14 protein-coding genes are annotated in these 15,609 nt (G+C 64.7%); 6 read left to right on the top strand and 8 right to left on the bottom strand.

The genetic code is table 11. From position 1 onward, the window contains the following. Positions 1-12: 12 nt before the first annotated feature. The gene (locus IVB23_RS01145; RefSeq protein WP_346659132.1) at positions 13-1,008 is read right to left on the bottom strand and encodes a dienelactone hydrolase; all 996 of its coding nucleotides are present in this window, start codon (positions 1,006-1,008) and stop codon (positions 13-15) included. Between the two features lie 209 nt (positions 1,009-1,217). Between IVB23_RS01145 and IVB23_RS01140 the strand changes: the two genes are divergently transcribed. Further along, on the top strand, positions 1,218-2,078 hold the full coding sequence (locus IVB23_RS01140; protein ID WP_247802255.1) for a DUF2147 domain-containing protein: 861 nt from the start codon (positions 1,218-1,220) through the stop codon (positions 2,076-2,078). A 688-nt stretch (positions 2,079-2,766) separates the two neighbouring features. Next, on the top strand, positions 2,767-4,125 hold the full coding sequence (locus IVB23_RS01135; RefSeq protein WP_247802254.1) for a vanadium-dependent haloperoxidase: 1,359 nt from the start codon (positions 2,767-2,769) through the stop codon (positions 4,123-4,125). Between the two features lie 153 nt (positions 4,126-4,278). On the opposite strand, the gene IVB23_RS01130 is transcribed toward IVB23_RS01135, so the two are convergent. Both IVB23_RS01130 and IVB23_RS01125 read right to left on the bottom strand, forming a co-directional pair. Further along, complete coding sequence (locus IVB23_RS01130; RefSeq protein ID WP_061028305.1) at positions 4,279-4,683, bottom strand: cupin domain-containing protein; 405 nt, start codon at positions 4,681-4,683, stop codon at positions 4,279-4,281. 24 nt (positions 4,684-4,707) lie between these two features. Next, on the bottom strand, positions 4,708-5,406 hold the full coding sequence (locus IVB23_RS01125) for a ribonuclease activity regulator RraA (protein ID WP_027550912.1): 699 nt from the start codon (positions 5,404-5,406) through the stop codon (positions 4,708-4,710). A 260-nt stretch (positions 5,407-5,666) separates the two neighbouring features. On the opposite strand from IVB23_RS01125, the gene pxpB reads away from it, so the two are divergent. From pxpB to IVB23_RS01110, 3 genes are read left to right on the top strand one after another with little or no spacing between them, the layout of a single operon-like run. After that, positions 5,667-6,398 (top strand): 5-oxoprolinase subunit PxpB, encoded by a 732-nt coding sequence (gene pxpB, locus IVB23_RS01120; RefSeq protein ID WP_247802253.1) that lies wholly within the window; start codon positions 5,667-5,669, stop codon positions 6,396-6,398. Then, positions 6,395-7,432, top strand: coding sequence for a biotin-dependent carboxyltransferase family protein (locus IVB23_RS01115; protein WP_247802252.1), 1,038 nt, complete (start codon positions 6,395-6,397; stop codon positions 7,430-7,432). The genes pxpB and IVB23_RS01115 overlap by 4 nt, the downstream gene beginning before the upstream one ends. A gap of 32 nt (positions 7,433-7,464) precedes the next feature. Further along, positions 7,465-8,235, top strand: a complete 771-nt coding sequence (locus IVB23_RS01110; RefSeq protein ID WP_247802251.1) for a 5-oxoprolinase subunit PxpA — start codon at positions 7,465-7,467, stop codon at positions 8,233-8,235. Between the two features lie 108 nt (positions 8,236-8,343). On the opposite strand, the gene IVB23_RS01105 is transcribed toward IVB23_RS01110, so the two are convergent. From IVB23_RS01105 to IVB23_RS01085, 5 genes are all read right to left on the bottom strand, one after another. Further along, positions 8,344-8,496: a hypothetical protein gene (locus IVB23_RS01105; protein WP_035677849.1), complete on the bottom strand. Its 153-nt coding sequence runs from the start codon at positions 8,494-8,496 to the stop codon at positions 8,344-8,346. A 202-nt stretch (positions 8,497-8,698) separates the two neighbouring features. Further along, positions 8,699-10,303: a sulfite reductase subunit alpha gene (locus tag IVB23_RS01100; RefSeq protein WP_247802250.1), complete on the bottom strand. Its 1,605-nt coding sequence runs from the start codon at positions 10,301-10,303 to the stop codon at positions 8,699-8,701. Then, a complete protein-coding gene (locus tag IVB23_RS01095; RefSeq protein ID WP_247802249.1) occupies positions 10,300-12,081 on the bottom strand; it encodes a NirA family protein in 1,782 nt (593 codons plus the stop codon). Before IVB23_RS01095 ends, IVB23_RS01100 begins: the two co-directional genes overlap by 4 nt. 334 nt (positions 12,082-12,415) lie before the next feature. Further along, positions 12,416-13,579 (bottom strand): CmpA/NrtA family ABC transporter substrate-binding protein, encoded by a 1,164-nt coding sequence (locus IVB23_RS01090; RefSeq protein ID WP_247802248.1) that lies wholly within the window; start codon positions 13,577-13,579, stop codon positions 12,416-12,418. After that, the gene (locus tag IVB23_RS01085) at positions 13,576-14,166 is read right to left on the bottom strand and encodes an ANTAR domain-containing protein (protein ID WP_061881694.1); all 591 of its coding nucleotides are present in this window, start codon (positions 14,164-14,166) and stop codon (positions 13,576-13,578) included. Before IVB23_RS01085 ends, IVB23_RS01090 begins: the two co-directional genes overlap by 4 nt. Positions 14,167-14,276: 110 nt before the next feature. Here IVB23_RS01085 and rimO point away from each other — a divergent pair, with 110 nt between their 5' ends. Next, positions 14,277-15,602: a 30S ribosomal protein S12 methylthiotransferase RimO gene (gene rimO, locus IVB23_RS01080; RefSeq protein ID WP_197966312.1), complete on the top strand. Its 1,326-nt coding sequence runs from the start codon at positions 14,277-14,279 to the stop codon at positions 15,600-15,602. Positions 15,603-15,609: the final 7 nt, after the last annotated feature.

Below are 15,609 nucleotides of genomic sequence, written 5' to 3'. Positions count from 1 at the left end.
GTGCGCCCGTCGTTACTCCAGGTGCGCGCGGAAAAAGGCGACGGCCGCGGCATTGAACTCGTTGTGAAACGCGGTGCGATCGAATCCTGGCGGATCGGTGCACAGGATCGGCGCCATCTCTGCGAGTTTAGGCGGACATGGAGTAATGAAGGAGAAGTGTGCGGAGTTCGGCACGGTCCGATAGTCGGGCCGTACGGGTAGCAGCGGTACCAGCAAATCGATTGCTTCGGGCGCGACGCCGTCGCCACCGAGCGCAGAACGCCACAGCAGCAGTGGGATCGTCACGTTGGCTAGGCGCTCACGACTGAAGAGGCCCTCAAAAAGGGGGGGATCCGCCAATATCGCGGCTCTCACGCGAGGATCGTGGGCCGCCGGCGCGGTGGGCAGGCGGCCCTCGCGAATATCCCGACATTTCGGCGTTGTGGTCCCCTCGCAGAGCGCAGCCAGAGCGCCGAAATCGGGATTGCCGCCGATTACCACGAGACCCGTATAGGCACCGCGCGAAAATCCAAACAGGCCGACCTGCTGCGGGTCCAGCACCGCAGCTTGCTTCCAGGCACCGAGCATGAAATTCGTGAGGCGCTTCATGTCGGTGGGACGTTCGACCAGCACAGAGAATTCATCAGTCCGGCTACTGTCCCTAGCGGTGTCGCCCGGATGGTTGACGGTGGCAACTACGAAGCCGGCGTCGGCCAGCGCAGCCGCGGTGTCACTATGCGACAAAAACGAGACGCGCCGCCCGTGCGAGATGACAATCAGCGGCAGCCGATTGCCCGAAACCGGACAATCCTTGACGCCTGGAACCACAACCCCGCCCCCCAGCGCGACCTCAGACGGCGGCGCCGCGCACGGTGTCCACACCATCCCCGTGAGCGCTGGCCCTCGGGCATCGGCCGGCACTTCGAGAAAGCTCAAACCAGCCGCTTGCGCCGGCGTCGCGACGAGGCACCAGACTGCGGCCAGAACTTCTCTGCCAAGCCTTGGTCGTGACATCAACGTGTATTCCAATTATTTCTCAACCATAGCGGTTATACTTGTCCATTCCCCGCCCCGTCCAGGGGTGATGCCGCGGCCGTCCAACTCTGGGCTGACTTTGCTGTCATTGAACCCGGAACTATCGGAAGACGACTCATACCAACGACAGTGATCTAGATCACTTTTGGCGAGCGAGCCGGCGCGTAAGCGTCGGTCCGGGACCACCTGTTCAGGAGACGGAAATGAGGAAGCTGTTGGCCACGGCCGCATTCCTTTTGGCGAGCACCGCAGCGCAGGCGCAGTACACGTTCGAATATGGCGGGCGCACCATCCGCATCGATCCGGACCGCGGCACGGTGCAGATCCCCGGCGTCTACGACAACACCGGCCAAAGCAAGCCCAAGAAGGTCAAGAAGAACGAGACGGCCCCGGGCCAGCAAGCGCCGCAGCAGGCCACGGTCGAGCCGCAAACGCCGGCAGCGCCAGCCCCCGCTCCCGTCGCCCCACCGCCCGCGGCTGCGCAGGCACCTGTGCCCGCTGCACCCGCTGCCACAGCAGCACCGCCTGCTCCGCCTCCGGCGGCAACCGCCAGCAATGCGCCGGCAGAGACTGCCGTGCTGCCGCCGCCGGCGCCTGCACCGGCCACGCAGCAGGCAGCTCCCGCCGTGACACCACCGCCGGCCCCGGCCGTCGCTGCGGCCCCTCCGGCGCCGCCTCCGCCCGCTCCACCCCCGGCAACCGCCCCCGTCCAGGCGGCTGCCGTCGCGCCGCCTGCTCCCGCAGCAGCGCCCACGCGCGATCTCAATTCACCGCTCGGCGTCTGGCTCACCGAGGAGAAGGAAGGCAAGGTCCGCATCGAGCAATGCGGCAGTAATCTCTGCGGCTATTCGGTCGACAGCAGATCGAACCAGAACGGCGAGCAGGTTCTGATCAACATGAAGCCCGGCAAGGACCAGAAATGGTCCGGCCGCATCCTCGATCCGAACTCCGGCTCGACCTACGATTCCACGATCGCGATGAAGGGCACCGACCGGCTGCGTGTGCAGGGCTGCGCCTTCGGCGGCATGTTCTGCGGCGGCCAGACCTGGACACGCGTGAACTAAAGCCTCTCGAATTTTCTTTTACCGAGTCATTCCGGGGCACGCGAAGCGTGAACCCGGAATCTCGAGATTCTCAGGTGCGCAATTGCGCACCATAGTTTGGCTCTACGAGCCGCCCCGGAATGACGGCGGAAAATGCGTGCGCCGTCTCACGCAGGTCGAACTAGGCGTGGCGCGGCGCGATGTGCACGGGCACGTGGACGGCCGGAAAAGATGTAGTCAAGGGCGAATGAATGTCGTGTTTCCACTCAGGCACACGCTGGTGCGCTTTGCGCCTATTCAGCACCAATAGCTTCACAACCTTCGGTTCGCGCGACTGAGAACGTACTTCATTCAATTGGATCACACCGCCGTGAGTTTCGCTGCAAGACTCGCAACCCTTCGCTCCGATTCCCCCGAAACCTGTAACCTAAGTCACATCCATTCTCGGCCACTCGCTCTAAGGTAGACAATTGGCAAGACGAGTAGAGCTCCGCCGCACTGGACCTCAGCCAGCGTCGCGCCGTCCCTACAACAAGCATTTGATGTCTTGCTATTTCGTCAAATTGGCAAGCCGCCTAGGCGGCAGCAAGGAGCAATTGCGATGACAGCCACTTCAGCGAAACTCCGATATTGGGTCGACATGGCGATTGAGTGTATTCGTCGAGATCACACTCAGACGCTCAGTCCCGGCGATCAAAGAGGCCCCTTCTTGACCGCGCGTGCCCTTGGCATGGCATTGGGTGCGCTCAACGATGCTCATGCGCACGCCTCTGGGGGCTCTCCTCTCCTGAACGTGGCCGCCACGCCCGGCCTGAGCGGCGCGAATTCCGAAGTCGCCGCGGGGGCGGCCTGCTCGCAGGTCCTGCTCCGACGATATCCGAGCCAATTCCGTTTCTTGGAGCCCGCCTGGTCGCATTGGCTCGAATATTTCGAACTAGGTCAGGGTGGGAGCGCGGCTGAACACGCCGGCCGGAGCTTTGGCGATGCGATCCACGCGCTCGGCTCGACCGACATGGCCAACGCTGCGGTGGATCAATACGTCCCCACGAGCACTCCCTATACACATGTTGCGCCCCCCAACCAGCCGATGCAGCACTACGCGGGCGGCAAATGGGGCGATGCAACACCTTTGCTTGCGACCCGGATCATGAATTTTCCGCCACCTCCAGGCCGTATTTCCGCAACCGTGGTGAATCCGACGGCTCACTATGCGGCCGATTATGCAAAGGTCGTCGAAAAGGGAGTGTTACAACGCACAGCGGGTACGCGCAGCCTGCAGGAGGAAGTCACCGGAATCGCATGGGGCTATGACGGTCCTCCAGAAATCGGTACGCCGCCCCGGCTTTATCTCCAGATCGTTCTCGCCGCGCTCGACGCTATCGAAGCGCGGACGCCGAGCAAGCTGAACACGGCAGAGGAATTGACCATCGTCGCCGGCGTTGCCATTGCCATGGCTGACGCCGGTATCGACGCTTGGCACTACAAATATTCTCCGACGCATATGATGTGGCGACCAATCGTCGGTATTCAGAATGCGCAGGCGGGAAATGGAACGGCGGTCCCAAGCTGGTTGCCGCTTGGCCGTCCGGATACCAACGGCAATGGCGTCGCGTTGACGCCCGACTTCCCAGCCTATCCGTCAGGACATGCCACCTTTGGTGCGGCCGCTTTTCAGCTGTTGCGGCTGTTCCTCGTCGAAAAAGGCGTCACCTCGTTCCATCCCAATGGAATCGACAAATTCAGGCTCGACTTCGTCTCCGACGAATTCGATGGCCGGAACACCGACCCCCGAACCATGCTGCCTCGCGATCACGTCACGCTGAGTTACGATAGCCTGTGGCAGGCGATTGCCGCAAACTCGGTCAGTCGCGTCTATCTCGGCGTTCACTGGCAATTTGACGGTATCACCAGACGCAACGCGGCGGATAGCGATGACGAGTTTGGAATTCCAACACCCGACAGACTCGGACGTACTGGTGGCGTTTGGCTAGGCGCACAAATAGCCAACCAGATCGCCCCGAAGCTCGGTATCCAGCCAACGACGATCGCCGCATCGAGAATCAATTGAGGCGAGTGTGCTCGTTGCTCGCCCAGAGTCACGAGCGCTCTTTGTCCTGAACTCCCGACGCGGGACATTGCAGAGTTAATTCTTAACCATCAGGTTCGAGCCCCGGATCAGCAACGCACCGTTCCGCGCTGTATTGCTTCCGGGGCACGTCATCTAGCCTACCGCCGCCCCGTACTCCGCGTCGGTGACCGGCTCGAGCCAGGTCGAATAGACGCCGTCGAGCGCTTCCTGCATGGCGATGTGGCACATGGCGTTGGTCGGCGATGCCCCGTGCCAGTGCAGTTCACCCGGCGGAATCCAGACGGTGTCACCGGGACGGATCTCGCGGATCGGCCCGCCCTTGGCCTGGATGCGGCCCACGCCGGAAATGACGTAGAGCGTCTGCCCGAGCGGATGGTGATGCCAGTTGGTGCGCGCGCCCGGCTCGAACGACACGCGCGAGCAGTTCAGCCGTGCCGGCGCGGGCGCCATGATCACGGGGTCCTGCAAGACAGTGCCGGTGAAGTGTTCCTTGGGCGCGTGGCGGGTCGGCCGCGTGCCTGCAACAGTGATCTCCATCGAAATGACCTTTCTTCTTCCCGGTTACTTCTTGCTCGCGGCGTAGCGCGCCTTGGTTTCGGCATTCATGGGATAAAGGCCCGGCAGCACCGCGCCATTGTTCACCTCGTTGACGATCCAGGCCTCCATCCGCTCCTGCTCGACGCCCTCGGCGAGGACGTGATCGAGCATCGCCTGCGGGATCAAGACGCAGCCATCCTGGTCGGCGACGACGATGTCGTTCGGGAAAACAGCAACGCCGCCGCAGCCGATCGGCTCGCCCCAGCCGACGAAGGTGAGGCCCGCGACGGAAGGCGGCGCGGCATAGCCGTCGCACCATACCGGAAGATTGGTGCCGAGCACGCCCTCGACGTCGCGCACGACGCCGTCGGTGACCAGCGCGGTGACGCCGCGCTTAACCATGCGCGCGCACAGGATGTCGCCGAAGATGCCGGCATCGGTGATGCCCATGGCGTCGACCACGGCGATGCATCCTTCCGGCATCGCCTCGATCGCGGTGCGGGTCGAGATCGGCGACGACCAGGATTCCGGCGTCGCCAGATCCTCACGCGCCGGCACGAAGCGCAGGGTGAAGGCCGGTCCCACCAGGCGCGGCAGGCCCGGGCGGAGCGGACGGGCTCCGCGCATCCACACATTGCGCAGCCCCTTTTTCAGCAGGACCGTGGTGATCGTGGCGGTGGTGATGCCGGCGAGGGTCTTGCGGGCCTCGGGGGACAGCGACATGGACGAGAACGAGCTCCGGATAGGCGGGAAAGAACGCGCGCATCTTGCGAGCCGCAGCCCTTGCGTCAAGGGCCAAGAGGGGCCCAATTACGCAGGGCCGCTGAGCTGTTATGCGACGCGATAACAAGGCTTTATCGGCTCCCCTTGCATTAATTTATTGGACTTGCGGGCGCATTTACGCGAAGCAGGGGTGACGCGGAACTCAACGTCGAGCCCGCGCACTTCCAAAAGTCCGATTTCGACAGCTCTTCGACAGCTCAATGGCCGCGACGCTTTCCCCGCCCCGCCTTCTGCCCAGTGGCGACAGCGCCGTCACGGTCGAGTTCAGCCGCACCATCGACGAGGACGCCAACCAGCGCGTGCTGGCGCTCGACAAGGCGCTCGCAGCGAGCCTCATCGACGGCATCACCGAGACCGTGCCGACCTATCGCTCGCTGCTGGTGCACTACGACCCCGAAAAGATCGGTTTCGACGCGCTCGGCGAGAAGATCCTTCCGATCGCCATTCGGCCGCTGCCGCCGGTCACCAGGGCGCGCCGCTGGCGCATTCCCGTGGCCTATGGCGGCGAGCATGGCATCGACCTCGAGGATGTCGCGAAGGCGCTCAACACCACGCCCGACGACATCATCGCCCGGCATGCGGGTGGTGACTACAAGGTCGCCATGATCGGCTTCACGCCGGGCTGGTCCTATCTCAGCGGCCTCGACAAATCGCTGCACATGTCGCGGCGGCAGAATCCGCGGCTGCTGACGCCGGCCGGTACGATCTCGATCGGCGGCATCCAGGCCGGGATCCAGTGCCTCGCCGCGCCGAGCGGCTGGCATCTGCTCGGCCGCACGCCGGTGCGAACCTATCAGCTCCACCGCAAGCCGACCTTCCTCACCGAGCCCGGTGATCGCGTGACGTTCTTCGCCATCGACCACAAGACGTTCGCGGACCTGGACCGCGCAGCGGAAGCCGGCGAGATCGTCGCCGAGCAGGTGGACGCATGAGCCGCCTCGTCGTCGCCAGCATCGGCCCTGCGAGCTCGGTCCAGGATGGCGGCCGTTTCGGCGCGCAGCGCTACGGCTTGACGGTCAGCGGGGCGATGGACCGCCTGTCGCTCGCGGCGGCGAACACCCTCCTCGGCAACGAGCCTTTCGCGGCCGCCGTGGAGATCGGCCCGTTCGGCGCCTCCTTCACTGCCCGCGACGGCGCCGTCCGCGTCGGGATATCAGGCGCGCCGCGCAATGCGGACATCGCCGGAACCCCGGTGGCGATGGACACATCGGTGACGCTGAAGGACGGCGAGACCTTGACGCTCGGTTTTGCCCGCGGCGGCGCCTTCACCTATCTCGCGATCGAGGGCGCGATCAAGGGCGAGCTGGTATTCGGCAGTCTCGCGGTCAATGCCCGCGCCGGCCTCGGCAGCCCCTACCCGCGCCCCCTCCAGGCCGGCGACGAGTTCAGCGTCGATGCTGCGAGCGGTGCGCCGGAACGAGGCATCGAATTGCCGAGGCCTGCGACAGGTCCGATCCGGGTCCTGCTGGGTCCGCAGGATGACGAGTTCGACGAGGCCAACAAGGCGCTGTTCCTGGACAGCGAGTGGAAGATCTCGGCAACCTCCGACCGCATGGGCTACCGGCTCGAAGGCCCCGCGATCAAGCATCTGCACGGCCACAACATCGTCTCCGACGGCACCGTCAACGGCAGCATCCAGGTCCCCGGCAATGGTGCGCCGATCGCGCTGATGATGGACCGCGGCACCTCCGGCGGCTATCCGAAGATCGCAACCGTGATTACGGCCGACGTCGGCCGCCTCGCCCAGACCTCGGCGGGAACCGCGTTCCGCTTCAAGGTCGTCAGCATGGCCGAGGCGCAGGACGAGGCGCGCAAGTTCGCACGGTTGATCCGCAGCCTGCCCGATCGCCTGCGCTCCTCCGACACCGTCGCGCTCAACATCGCGGCGCTCAGTGATGCTAACGTGGCGGGCTATGCGGTCAGCGCCGTCGATGCCGGGACCTGGCAGGTCACGGCCGAGCCGTAAGCGACAACAAGACCAGAGGCGGAGAGCAACCCATGAAGACAGTCGATCTGAATTGCGACCTCGGCGAAGGTTTCGGCGCGTGGGAGATGGGCAACGACGCCGCCATGATCGAGCTCGCAAGCTCGGTCAACGTCGCCTGCGGCTTCCACGCCGGCGACCCCGACATCATGCGCCGGACGGTGGAGCTGGCGAAAGCGCGCGGCGTCTCGGTCGGCGCGCATCCCGGCTACCGCGATCTGCACGGCTTCGGCCGGCATCCGATCGCAGGGCTCAAAGCCTCCGAGATCGAGAACCTCGTCGCCTACCAGATCGGCGCGTTGCAGGCGATCGCGACCGCCGCCGGCCACAAGGTAACCCATGTGAAGGCGCATGGCGCGCTCTCCAACGTTGCGTGCGAGGACGACATGACGGCGAAGGCGATCGCCGCCGGCATCAAGGCCGTCGACCCCGGCCTGATCTTCGTCGTGCTCGCGAATTCGAAGCTGGTGAAGGCCGGCGAAGCGGCCAATCTGCCGATGGTGCACGAGGTGTTCGCCGACCGGGCCTATGAGGACGACGGCAACCTCGTCTCACGCAAGAAGCCCGGCGCGGTGCTGCACGATGCCAAGGCGATCGCCGACCGTGTGGTGCGCATGGTGCAGGACGGCGCGGTGATTTCAGTCACCGGCAAGGTGATCAAGATGCGCACGGACACGGTCTGCATCCACGGCGACACGCCCGGCGCGGTCGAGATTGCGCGCGGTGTGCGTCAGGCGTTGAAGAATGCGGGGATCGAGGTCGCGCCGTTCAGGCGCGGGACGTGATCAGACTCGGTGCCGCAGGGTAGATTAGCGAAGCGTAATCCACCTTTTCTGCTGCAGCCATACCAGTGGTGGGTTACGCCTTCGGCTAACCCACCCTACACAGAGACATCAGAACGGATGCACCGAGAGCGTGCCGAACACGATCGCCGCGATGACGGCAAAGGCGCTGTAGAGCGCCAGATGATGGGCGTTCGCCCGGGTCTGCCGCGAGAGCGAGCGCGCGTAGAAGTGCAGCCTGGCTTCCGCCGATAGTTCGCGCATGGTCGATCTCCAACGCCCCATTTGCGGGAGTATGAGGGATCAACCAGGGCGGGAGGCAAGATGATGGCAAAAATAGCGATGCGGCTCCTCCGAGGCGGCCGTCTCGCAGACGTAAATTCTCTGAGGGCCCGGGTTCCGAGAATCTTATTCGTTCAAATCCGAGCCAGTCGGAACCGGCTCGGATATGGGTGAGCGGCAGCGGTCAGTACACATCCGCCTGGAAGCGGCCGGTCTTCTTCAGCTCGGCGACGAAGCTGACGGCTTCGTCGGTCGAACGTGCGCCGAACTGGGCGACGATGTCGACCAGCGCGCGCTCGACGTCCTTGGCCATGCGCTTGGCGTCGCCGCAGATGTAGAGGTGCGCGCCGTCGGCAAGCCAGGTCCACAATTCGCGGCCGACCTCGCGCATGCGGTCCTGCACGTAAAACTTCTTCTCGCCGTCGCGCGACCAGGCCAGCGACAGGCGCGTGAGCACGCCCGATGTCTTCATGGCGTTGAGCTCGTCCTGGTAAAAGAAGTCGCAATCGCTGCGCTGATGGCCGAAGAACAGCCAGTTCTTGCCGGGCGCACCGGTCGCCTTGCGGTCGAGCAGGAAGGCGCGGAACGGCGCGATGCCGGTGCCGGGGCCGATCATGATGATCGGCGTCTTCGGGTCCTGCGGTAGGCCGAAACCGTGCGCCTTCTGCACGTAGACCTTGAGCTTGTCGCCGTCATTGATGCGCTCGCCGAGGAAGGTCGAGGCGACGCCGAGCCGCCTGCGCTTGCCGATGACGTAGCGCACGGAGTCCACCGTCAGCGACAGCCTTCCGGGCGTCGCATTGTGCGAAGACGAGATCGAGTAGAGTCGCGGCTGCAGCGGCTCCAGCGCCTCGACGAAGGCCTCGGGATGCGGCCGCGTGCCCGAAAACTTCTGCAGCGCCGCCATCACGTCGAGGGTGGCGGCATCGCCGTCGGGATCCTCGCCCTGCGCCAGCGCCCGCGCCTTCTCGCGCGCCGCGCCGCCGGTGATGAAGGAGATCAGCTCGAACAGCGTGTCGGGTGCCGGCGACAGCGAGACGTCGTCGATCAGCACCTCGCGCAGCGTCTTGCCGTTGACCCTGGTCGTGTGGGAGGCGCCGAGCAGCGCGATGATCTGGTCGACGAGGCCGACATCGTTGCGTGCGAACACGCCGAAGGAATCGCCGACGACGTAGTCGAGCTTGCTGTCGGAGAGATCGAATTCGACGTGATAGGTCTCCTTCTCCGACTTCCCCTTGTTGAGAAGGCGGCGCGACAGGAAGGTTGCGGTCACGGGGTTGTCGCGCGAGCGGCCCGGCTCTGCTATCGTCACTGTCACGGCCGGCGCCGCCGCGTCCGGCTTGTCGGCCGATTTGGCCACCGGGGCCCTGTCGAGCTCTTCGTACAGCGACTTCAGCATCCGCGCGGTTTCCTTGCCGCCGGGAACGCAGAGGTTGAGCCGTGCTTCGCTGCGGCTCGCGATCGCCTCCGAATAATCGTGGCAATTGTAGCCGCACTGGCCGCAGTCCTGCTGCGCCATCGCCGCCATCATCTTGCGACGCAGGGGCCGTCCCTCGGCGAGCTTCATCCGCTCGGCAATCGGCATGGTCTGGTCGTGCCACGGCGCCTCGCCATCGTCGCCGTCGCCGGCTTGCATGACGGCAGCGCCCTGCTCCGCCGACAATGGAGTTGCGACGCCGGGCGACAGCAGGCCGGCGAAGAAGCCGTTCAGCCAGGAGCGTTGCGCGTCCGAGAACGGTGCGCTGGGTGGGATGATGTCGAGCTTGGGTGGAGGGGTGATCTGGTTCATGCGGACACCTGTGCATCGGCAAGCTTGCGCAGCGTTTCGCCGTCATGGCGGCGCGCAAAAGACAGGAACGTTTCTTCGGGAGATGAGCGATGGGCGATGTAGGCCTTGAGCAGCGCTTCGACCGTCTTCGGCGCGTCCTCGGCCTTGAGGTCGTGATAGACCTCCTGCCCGACATCGGCGTCGGGACCAAAGCCGCCGCCGGTGAAGAGATGGTAGCCCTCGACCGTATCTTCCTCGCCGACCGGCACACGCGCACCGATCAGGCCGATGTCGCTGATGTAATGCTGCGCGCAGGAATGATGGCAACCGGTGACGTGGATGTTGACCGGCTTGTCCATCGCGACGCGCGGCTCGCACCAGTCGCCGATCTCGGCGGCATGGCGCTTGGTGTTCGCCGCGGCGAAGCGGCAACCGGCGTTGCCGGTGCATGCGATCAGGCCGGCGCGGATGTGCGAGGCCTCCACGGCGAGCCCGATCTGCTTGATCGCCGCGACCGCAAGCTCGACATTCTCGTCGCGCACGCCCGGGATCAAGAGGTTCTGCCAGACCGTGAGGCGGATCTCGCCGTCGCCAAGGTCGCGCGCGACCTTGGCAAGGCCCCGCATCTGATCGGAGCTGAGCTTGCCGAGTGTCAGCGATACGCCGATCCAGTTGAGGCCGGCCTGTTTCTGCTTGTGCACGCCGATATGGGCCATGCGATCCGCCGCGGGGCGCGGGAGAAACGCCTCTTCCGGCACGCGCGTGAACGGCGTCTTCAAGCGCTCCTCGACCAGCTTGAGAAAGCCGTCATGGCCCATGGCGTCGAGCACGTATTTCAGCCGCGCCTTGTTGCGGTTGGTGCGGTCGCCATGGTCGATGAAGACGCGCACGATGGCGTCGGCGACGGCCGTCGCCTGCTCCGGCTTGACGATGATGCCGGAATATTTTGCAAAGTCCTTGTGGCCGGTGATGCCGCCGAGGCCGAGACGGAACCAAACGCCGGGCTCGACGCCGAACCCGTCCTTCACCTCGTAGGCGGTGAAGGCGATGTCGTTGGTCTCCTCGAGCACCGCGATCCTGCCGGCACCGTCGAAGGCGACGTTGAACTTGCGCGGCAGGCCGTAGAGCGAGCGGTCGTTGAGGATGTGGTAGTGCCACTCGCGCGCATAGGGCCGCGTGTCGATCAACTCCTGCGGATCGATTCCGGCCGTCGACGTTCCCGTCACGTTGCGGATGTTGTCGGCGCCGGAGCCGCGCGAGCACAGGCCGAGGTCCTGGATGCCCTCGATCAGCTTCACCGCATGCTTCGGCGGAATCTCGCGAAGCTGGAGGTTGGCGCGCGTCGTGACGTGGCTGTACGGGCCGCAGAGCTCGTCGGCGAGATCGGCAAGACCCGACAGCTGCCAGTGCTTCATGATGCCGTTCGGAATGCGCAGGCGGCACATGTAGGAATCCTGCGTCGGCGCGACGTAGAAGATTCCGTAATAGCGCCAGCGGAAATTGTCCGCCGGGCTCGGCGGCGCGTTGTCGAGCGCCTGCTGGCGCAGCCGCGGATAGGCATCGAAGGGATGCTCGTCGCGCTTGAACTTCTCCTGGTCGGCGAGCTTCTTGCCCGACGCGATCACCTTGTCCTGCGCCTTGATGTGCACGGCATCGGGACCAACAGGCTCGGCATTCGCCTTGCCGGCACCCGCGCCGAGACCGCGGCCGACCCGGCCGATCTGCAAGCCGGTCGTGAAGCCTTCGAGATAGCGTTTCTGCTCGTCGGTAAAATCGACTGAGAGCGTTTCGATTTTCATGGTCGGTAACGAAGCTCCTGCGGCCACCAAAGTGGCTTCGACGGGAATTGTGCGACCCGCGGGGAACTCGGCTGGCTCAAGAGCCCGCTTCGCAACCCGACGGTCCGTTCAGCTTCGTTGCTGTGGGACTTGGCTCAGCAGGCACCTATGACAAGCTGGCCGCACCGCAATATTCAAGTTGCGTGCCAGCTCGATCGAAATAAAAAACCTCAAAATATCAGGTGATTAGGACAGTCCATGGGAAATACTGGCCCGAGAGCTCTCCCGAAATTCGAGCAGTCAGCCCAAACATTAGCCAACGAACCTACGTGCTCGAAAACGAAGCAGATCCGAATCAGGCCTTCCAGTGCCCGACCTCGAAGGCGTCGAGATGCCCCCGGATGTTGTCGGGATCGAAGACGGGTCCGGCGAAGGCGCCGAACGCCGCTGGAGCTTCAACGGGCGCCGTGCTGCCCAAGGCTGCGTCGTAAAGGTCGGGCCTGAACACCGCCATTGCCGTCTTGACGCCGTCCGGGGTCAGGGCCGTCTGCCCCCAACGCACCATCTGAGCATAGAGCCAGGCGGCCTGGACCGGGTCCGGGCGCCCTGCTCCCTCGCGCCCAACGAGGAGATAGCGGCCACTTTCGCGGAAGGTGCCGTCGGGCGAGATCTTCAGACGTCCGTCGAGCGTGCGCTGGATGACCTCCGCATCGACGCCGATCCGCTCCGGCTGGGCCAGGATCTGCGCCACGTCCGTGCGGTTCTCTGGATGCTCGATGAACTCGGCGGCTTTCACGGCCGCGCGCACCAGCGCCACGACCACGTCCGGATTCTTGTCGGCCCAGGCCTGGCGGACGGCCAGCACCTTCTCGGCCGCACGGATCAGGATGTCGGAGACGAAATGCAGGATGTGGCCGATGCCGAGATCGACCGCGACCGAATTCCAGGGCGCGCCGACACAGAACGCATCGACATGGCCGTTCCTGAGGCTGTCGACCATGTAGGGCGGCGGCAGCACCACGAGGCGCACGTCCTCGTCGGGATCGACGCCCGCCGCGGCCATCCAGAACCGCAATTGATAATTGTGGGTGGAGAACGGGAAGGTCATGCCGAAGGTCAGCGGCTCGGCCCCTGCCTTGCGCCTGATGGCAACGACCTTCGCCAGTGCTTTCGCAGTCGCCATCGGGTCAAACCGATCGCCGTCGATCACCTCCATCAGCGCGGCATGGAGCGCCGGCGACACCGTGATGGCATTGCCGTTGATGCCGAGATTGAAGGGCGCAGCGATCGGCACCTTGACGTGACCGAGCCCGAGCGAGGACGCGATCGCCACCGGCGCCAGCAGATGTGCGGCGTCGAACAAGCCGATATTGAGCTTGTCGCGGACGTTGGACCAGGAGACCTCGCGCACCAGCTCGACGTCGAGCCCCTCGGCTGCGGCAAATCCCTTGTCGACGGCGACGATCAGGGCGGCGGCATCGACCAGCGGAATGAACCCGATGCGGAGGGGAACGGTCATTTCAGCATCTCCGACGCGGTGATGATCGACTGCGCGATCTCGCCGATCTTCTTCTTCTCGCGCATCGCGGTGGAGCGCAGCAGCACATAGGCCTCGTCCTCGGTCAGGCCCTTCACCTTCATCAGAATGCCCTTGGCGCGCTCGATGACCTTGCGGTCCTCGAGCTGCGACTTGGTCCGCTCCAGCTCTTCCTGGAGCTTGGCGAAGGCGTTGAAGCGCGACACGCAGAGGTCGAGGATCGGCTTGATGCGCTCCTTCTTCAGCCCGTCGACGATGTAGGCGGACACCCCCGCCTCGACCGAGGCCTGGATCGAGGCTGAATCGCTCTGGTCCACGAACATGGCGATCGGCCGCTTCACCGCGCGGCTGACCTGGAACATCGCCTCCAGCACGTCGCGGCTGGGGTTCTCCAGGTCGATCAGGATGATGTCGGGGTCCACCGCATAAATACGGGCGAGCAGGCTCTGCATCTCGCTGATATGGACGACCTGGGTGAACCCGGCGTCCCGCAACCCTTCCTCGAGGATCGCGGCCCTGACAGGGCTCTCGTCGACGATCACGATTTTGGGCGACTGTTCGGCGCTCATGGCTCACTCGCGGCGGGTGATTCATCCATAGCACGCCGGTACGCCCTGCAAAGGGTTGTAATTATGGGCAATTGGGACTAGCTCAGGCCGGTCAATCAGGCAGTTCAGATATGGATCAGACGGCTGCGCCCAAGGTCAGCTTCGTGTCACTCGGGTGTCCCAAGGCATTGGTGGATTCCGAGCGCATCATCACGCGCCTGCGCGCGGAGGGCTATGAGCTCGCCCGCAAGCATGACGGGGCCGACATCGTCATCGTCAACACCTGCGGCTTCCTCGACAGCGCCAAGCAGGAATCGCTTTCGGCGATCGGCGAGGCCATGGCCGAGAACGGCAAGGTGATCGTGACCGGCTGCATGGGCGCGGAACCGGAAGCGATCGAGCAGGCCTATCCGGGCGTGCTCTCGATCACCGGCCCGCAGCAATACGAGAGCGTGCTCGATGCCGTGCATCGCGCGCTGCCGCCCGCGCACAATCCGCATCTCGACCTGGTGCCGCCGCAGGGCATCAAGCTGACGCCGCGCCACTACGCCTATTTGAAGATTTCCGAGGGCTGCAACAACCGCTGCACCTTCTGCATCATCCCGAAGCTGCGCGGCGACTTGGTCTCGCGCCCGGCCAATGACGTGCTGCGCGAGGCCGAGCGCCTGGTCGGCGCCGGCGTCAAGGAGCTTCTGGTGATCTCGCAGGACACCTCCGCCTACGGCGTCGATCTCAAATATGCAGAGAGCCCGTGGAAGGACCGCCAGGTCCGCGCCAGATTCCTCGACCTCGCGCGCGAGCTCGGCGAGTTGGGCGCCTGGGTCCGGCTGCAATATGTCTACCCCTACCCGCATGTCGACGAGGTCATCGCGCTGATGAACGAGGGCAAGGTGCTGCCCTATCTCGACATCCCGTTCCAGCATGCGAGCCCCGAGGTCTTGAAGGCGATGAAGCGTCCGGCGGCGCAGGACAAGACGCTGGCGCGGATCAAGCGCTGGCGCGAGGAATGTCCCGAACTCGCTTTGCGTTCGACCTTCATCGTCGGCTTTCCCGGCGAGACCGATGCTGACTTTGCCTATCTGCTCGACTGGCTCGATGAGGCCGAGATCGATCGTCTCGGCTGCTTCAAGTACGAGCCGGTCGCCGGCGCAACGTCGAACGCGATCGAGAACCCGGTGCCGGAAGAGGTCAAGCAGGAGCGCTACAACGCGCTGATGGCCCGCCAGCAGAAGATCTCGGCGCGCAGGCTGAAGCGCAAGCTCGGGACGCGCCAGCAGGTCATCATCGACGAGGTCGGCCCGACCGTCGCCAAAGGTCGCTCCAAGGCCGACGCGCCGGAGATCGACGGCGCGGTCTATCTAACCAGCCGCCGCCCCTTGCGCGTCGGCGAGATCGTCACCGCCAAGATCGAGCGCGCGGACCAATACGATCTGCACGGCAGCGTCGCGGGGTTCTGAGGGCGTT

The organism is Bradyrhizobium sp. 191, assembly GCF_023100985.1.
Lineage (GTDB): Bacteria > Pseudomonadota > Alphaproteobacteria > Rhizobiales > Xanthobacteraceae > Bradyrhizobium > Bradyrhizobium diversitatis.
The sequence above is the reverse complement of the archived record's forward strand: the minus strand, read 5'-3'. Positions and strand labels throughout refer to the sequence as shown.

What these genes read in the sequence shown, in the direction of transcription:
- IVB23_RS01140 (WP_247802255.1), top strand. Translation starts at nt 1,218, where the DNA reads ATGAGGAAGCTGTTGGCCACGGCCGCATTCCTTTTGGCGAGCACCGCA.
- IVB23_RS01130 (WP_061028305.1), bottom strand. Translation starts at nt 4,683, where the DNA reads ATGGAGATCACTGTTGCAGGCACGCGGCCGACCCGCCACGCGCCCAAG.
- IVB23_RS01125 (WP_027550912.1), bottom strand. Translation starts at nt 5,406, where the DNA reads ATGTCGCTGTCCCCCGAGGCCCGCAAGACCCTCGCCGGCATCACCACC.
- pxpB (WP_247802253.1), top strand. Translation starts at nt 5,667, where the DNA reads ATGGCCGCGACGCTTTCCCCGCCCCGCCTTCTGCCCAGTGGCGACAGC.
- IVB23_RS01115 (WP_247802252.1), top strand. Translation starts at nt 6,395, where the DNA reads ATGAGCCGCCTCGTCGTCGCCAGCATCGGCCCTGCGAGCTCGGTCCAG.
- IVB23_RS01110 (WP_247802251.1), top strand. Translation starts at nt 7,465, where the DNA reads ATGAAGACAGTCGATCTGAATTGCGACCTCGGCGAAGGTTTCGGCGCG.
- IVB23_RS01105 (WP_035677849.1), bottom strand. Translation starts at nt 8,496, where the DNA reads ATGCGCGAACTATCGGCGGAAGCCAGGCTGCACTTCTACGCGCGCTCG.
- IVB23_RS01100 (WP_247802250.1), bottom strand. Translation starts at nt 10,303, where the DNA reads ATGAACCAGATCACCCCTCCACCCAAGCTCGACATCATCCCACCCAGC.
- IVB23_RS01095 (WP_247802249.1), bottom strand. Translation starts at nt 12,081, where the DNA reads ATGAAAATCGAAACGCTCTCAGTCGATTTTACCGACGAGCAGAAACGC.
- IVB23_RS01090 (WP_247802248.1), bottom strand. Translation starts at nt 13,579, where the DNA reads ATGACCGTTCCCCTCCGCATCGGGTTCATTCCGCTGGTCGATGCCGCC.
- IVB23_RS01085 (WP_061881694.1), bottom strand. Translation starts at nt 14,166, where the DNA reads ATGAGCGCCGAACAGTCGCCCAAAATCGTGATCGTCGACGAGAGCCCT.
- rimO (WP_197966312.1), top strand. Translation starts at nt 14,277, where the DNA reads ATGGATCAGACGGCTGCGCCCAAGGTCAGCTTCGTGTCACTCGGGTGT.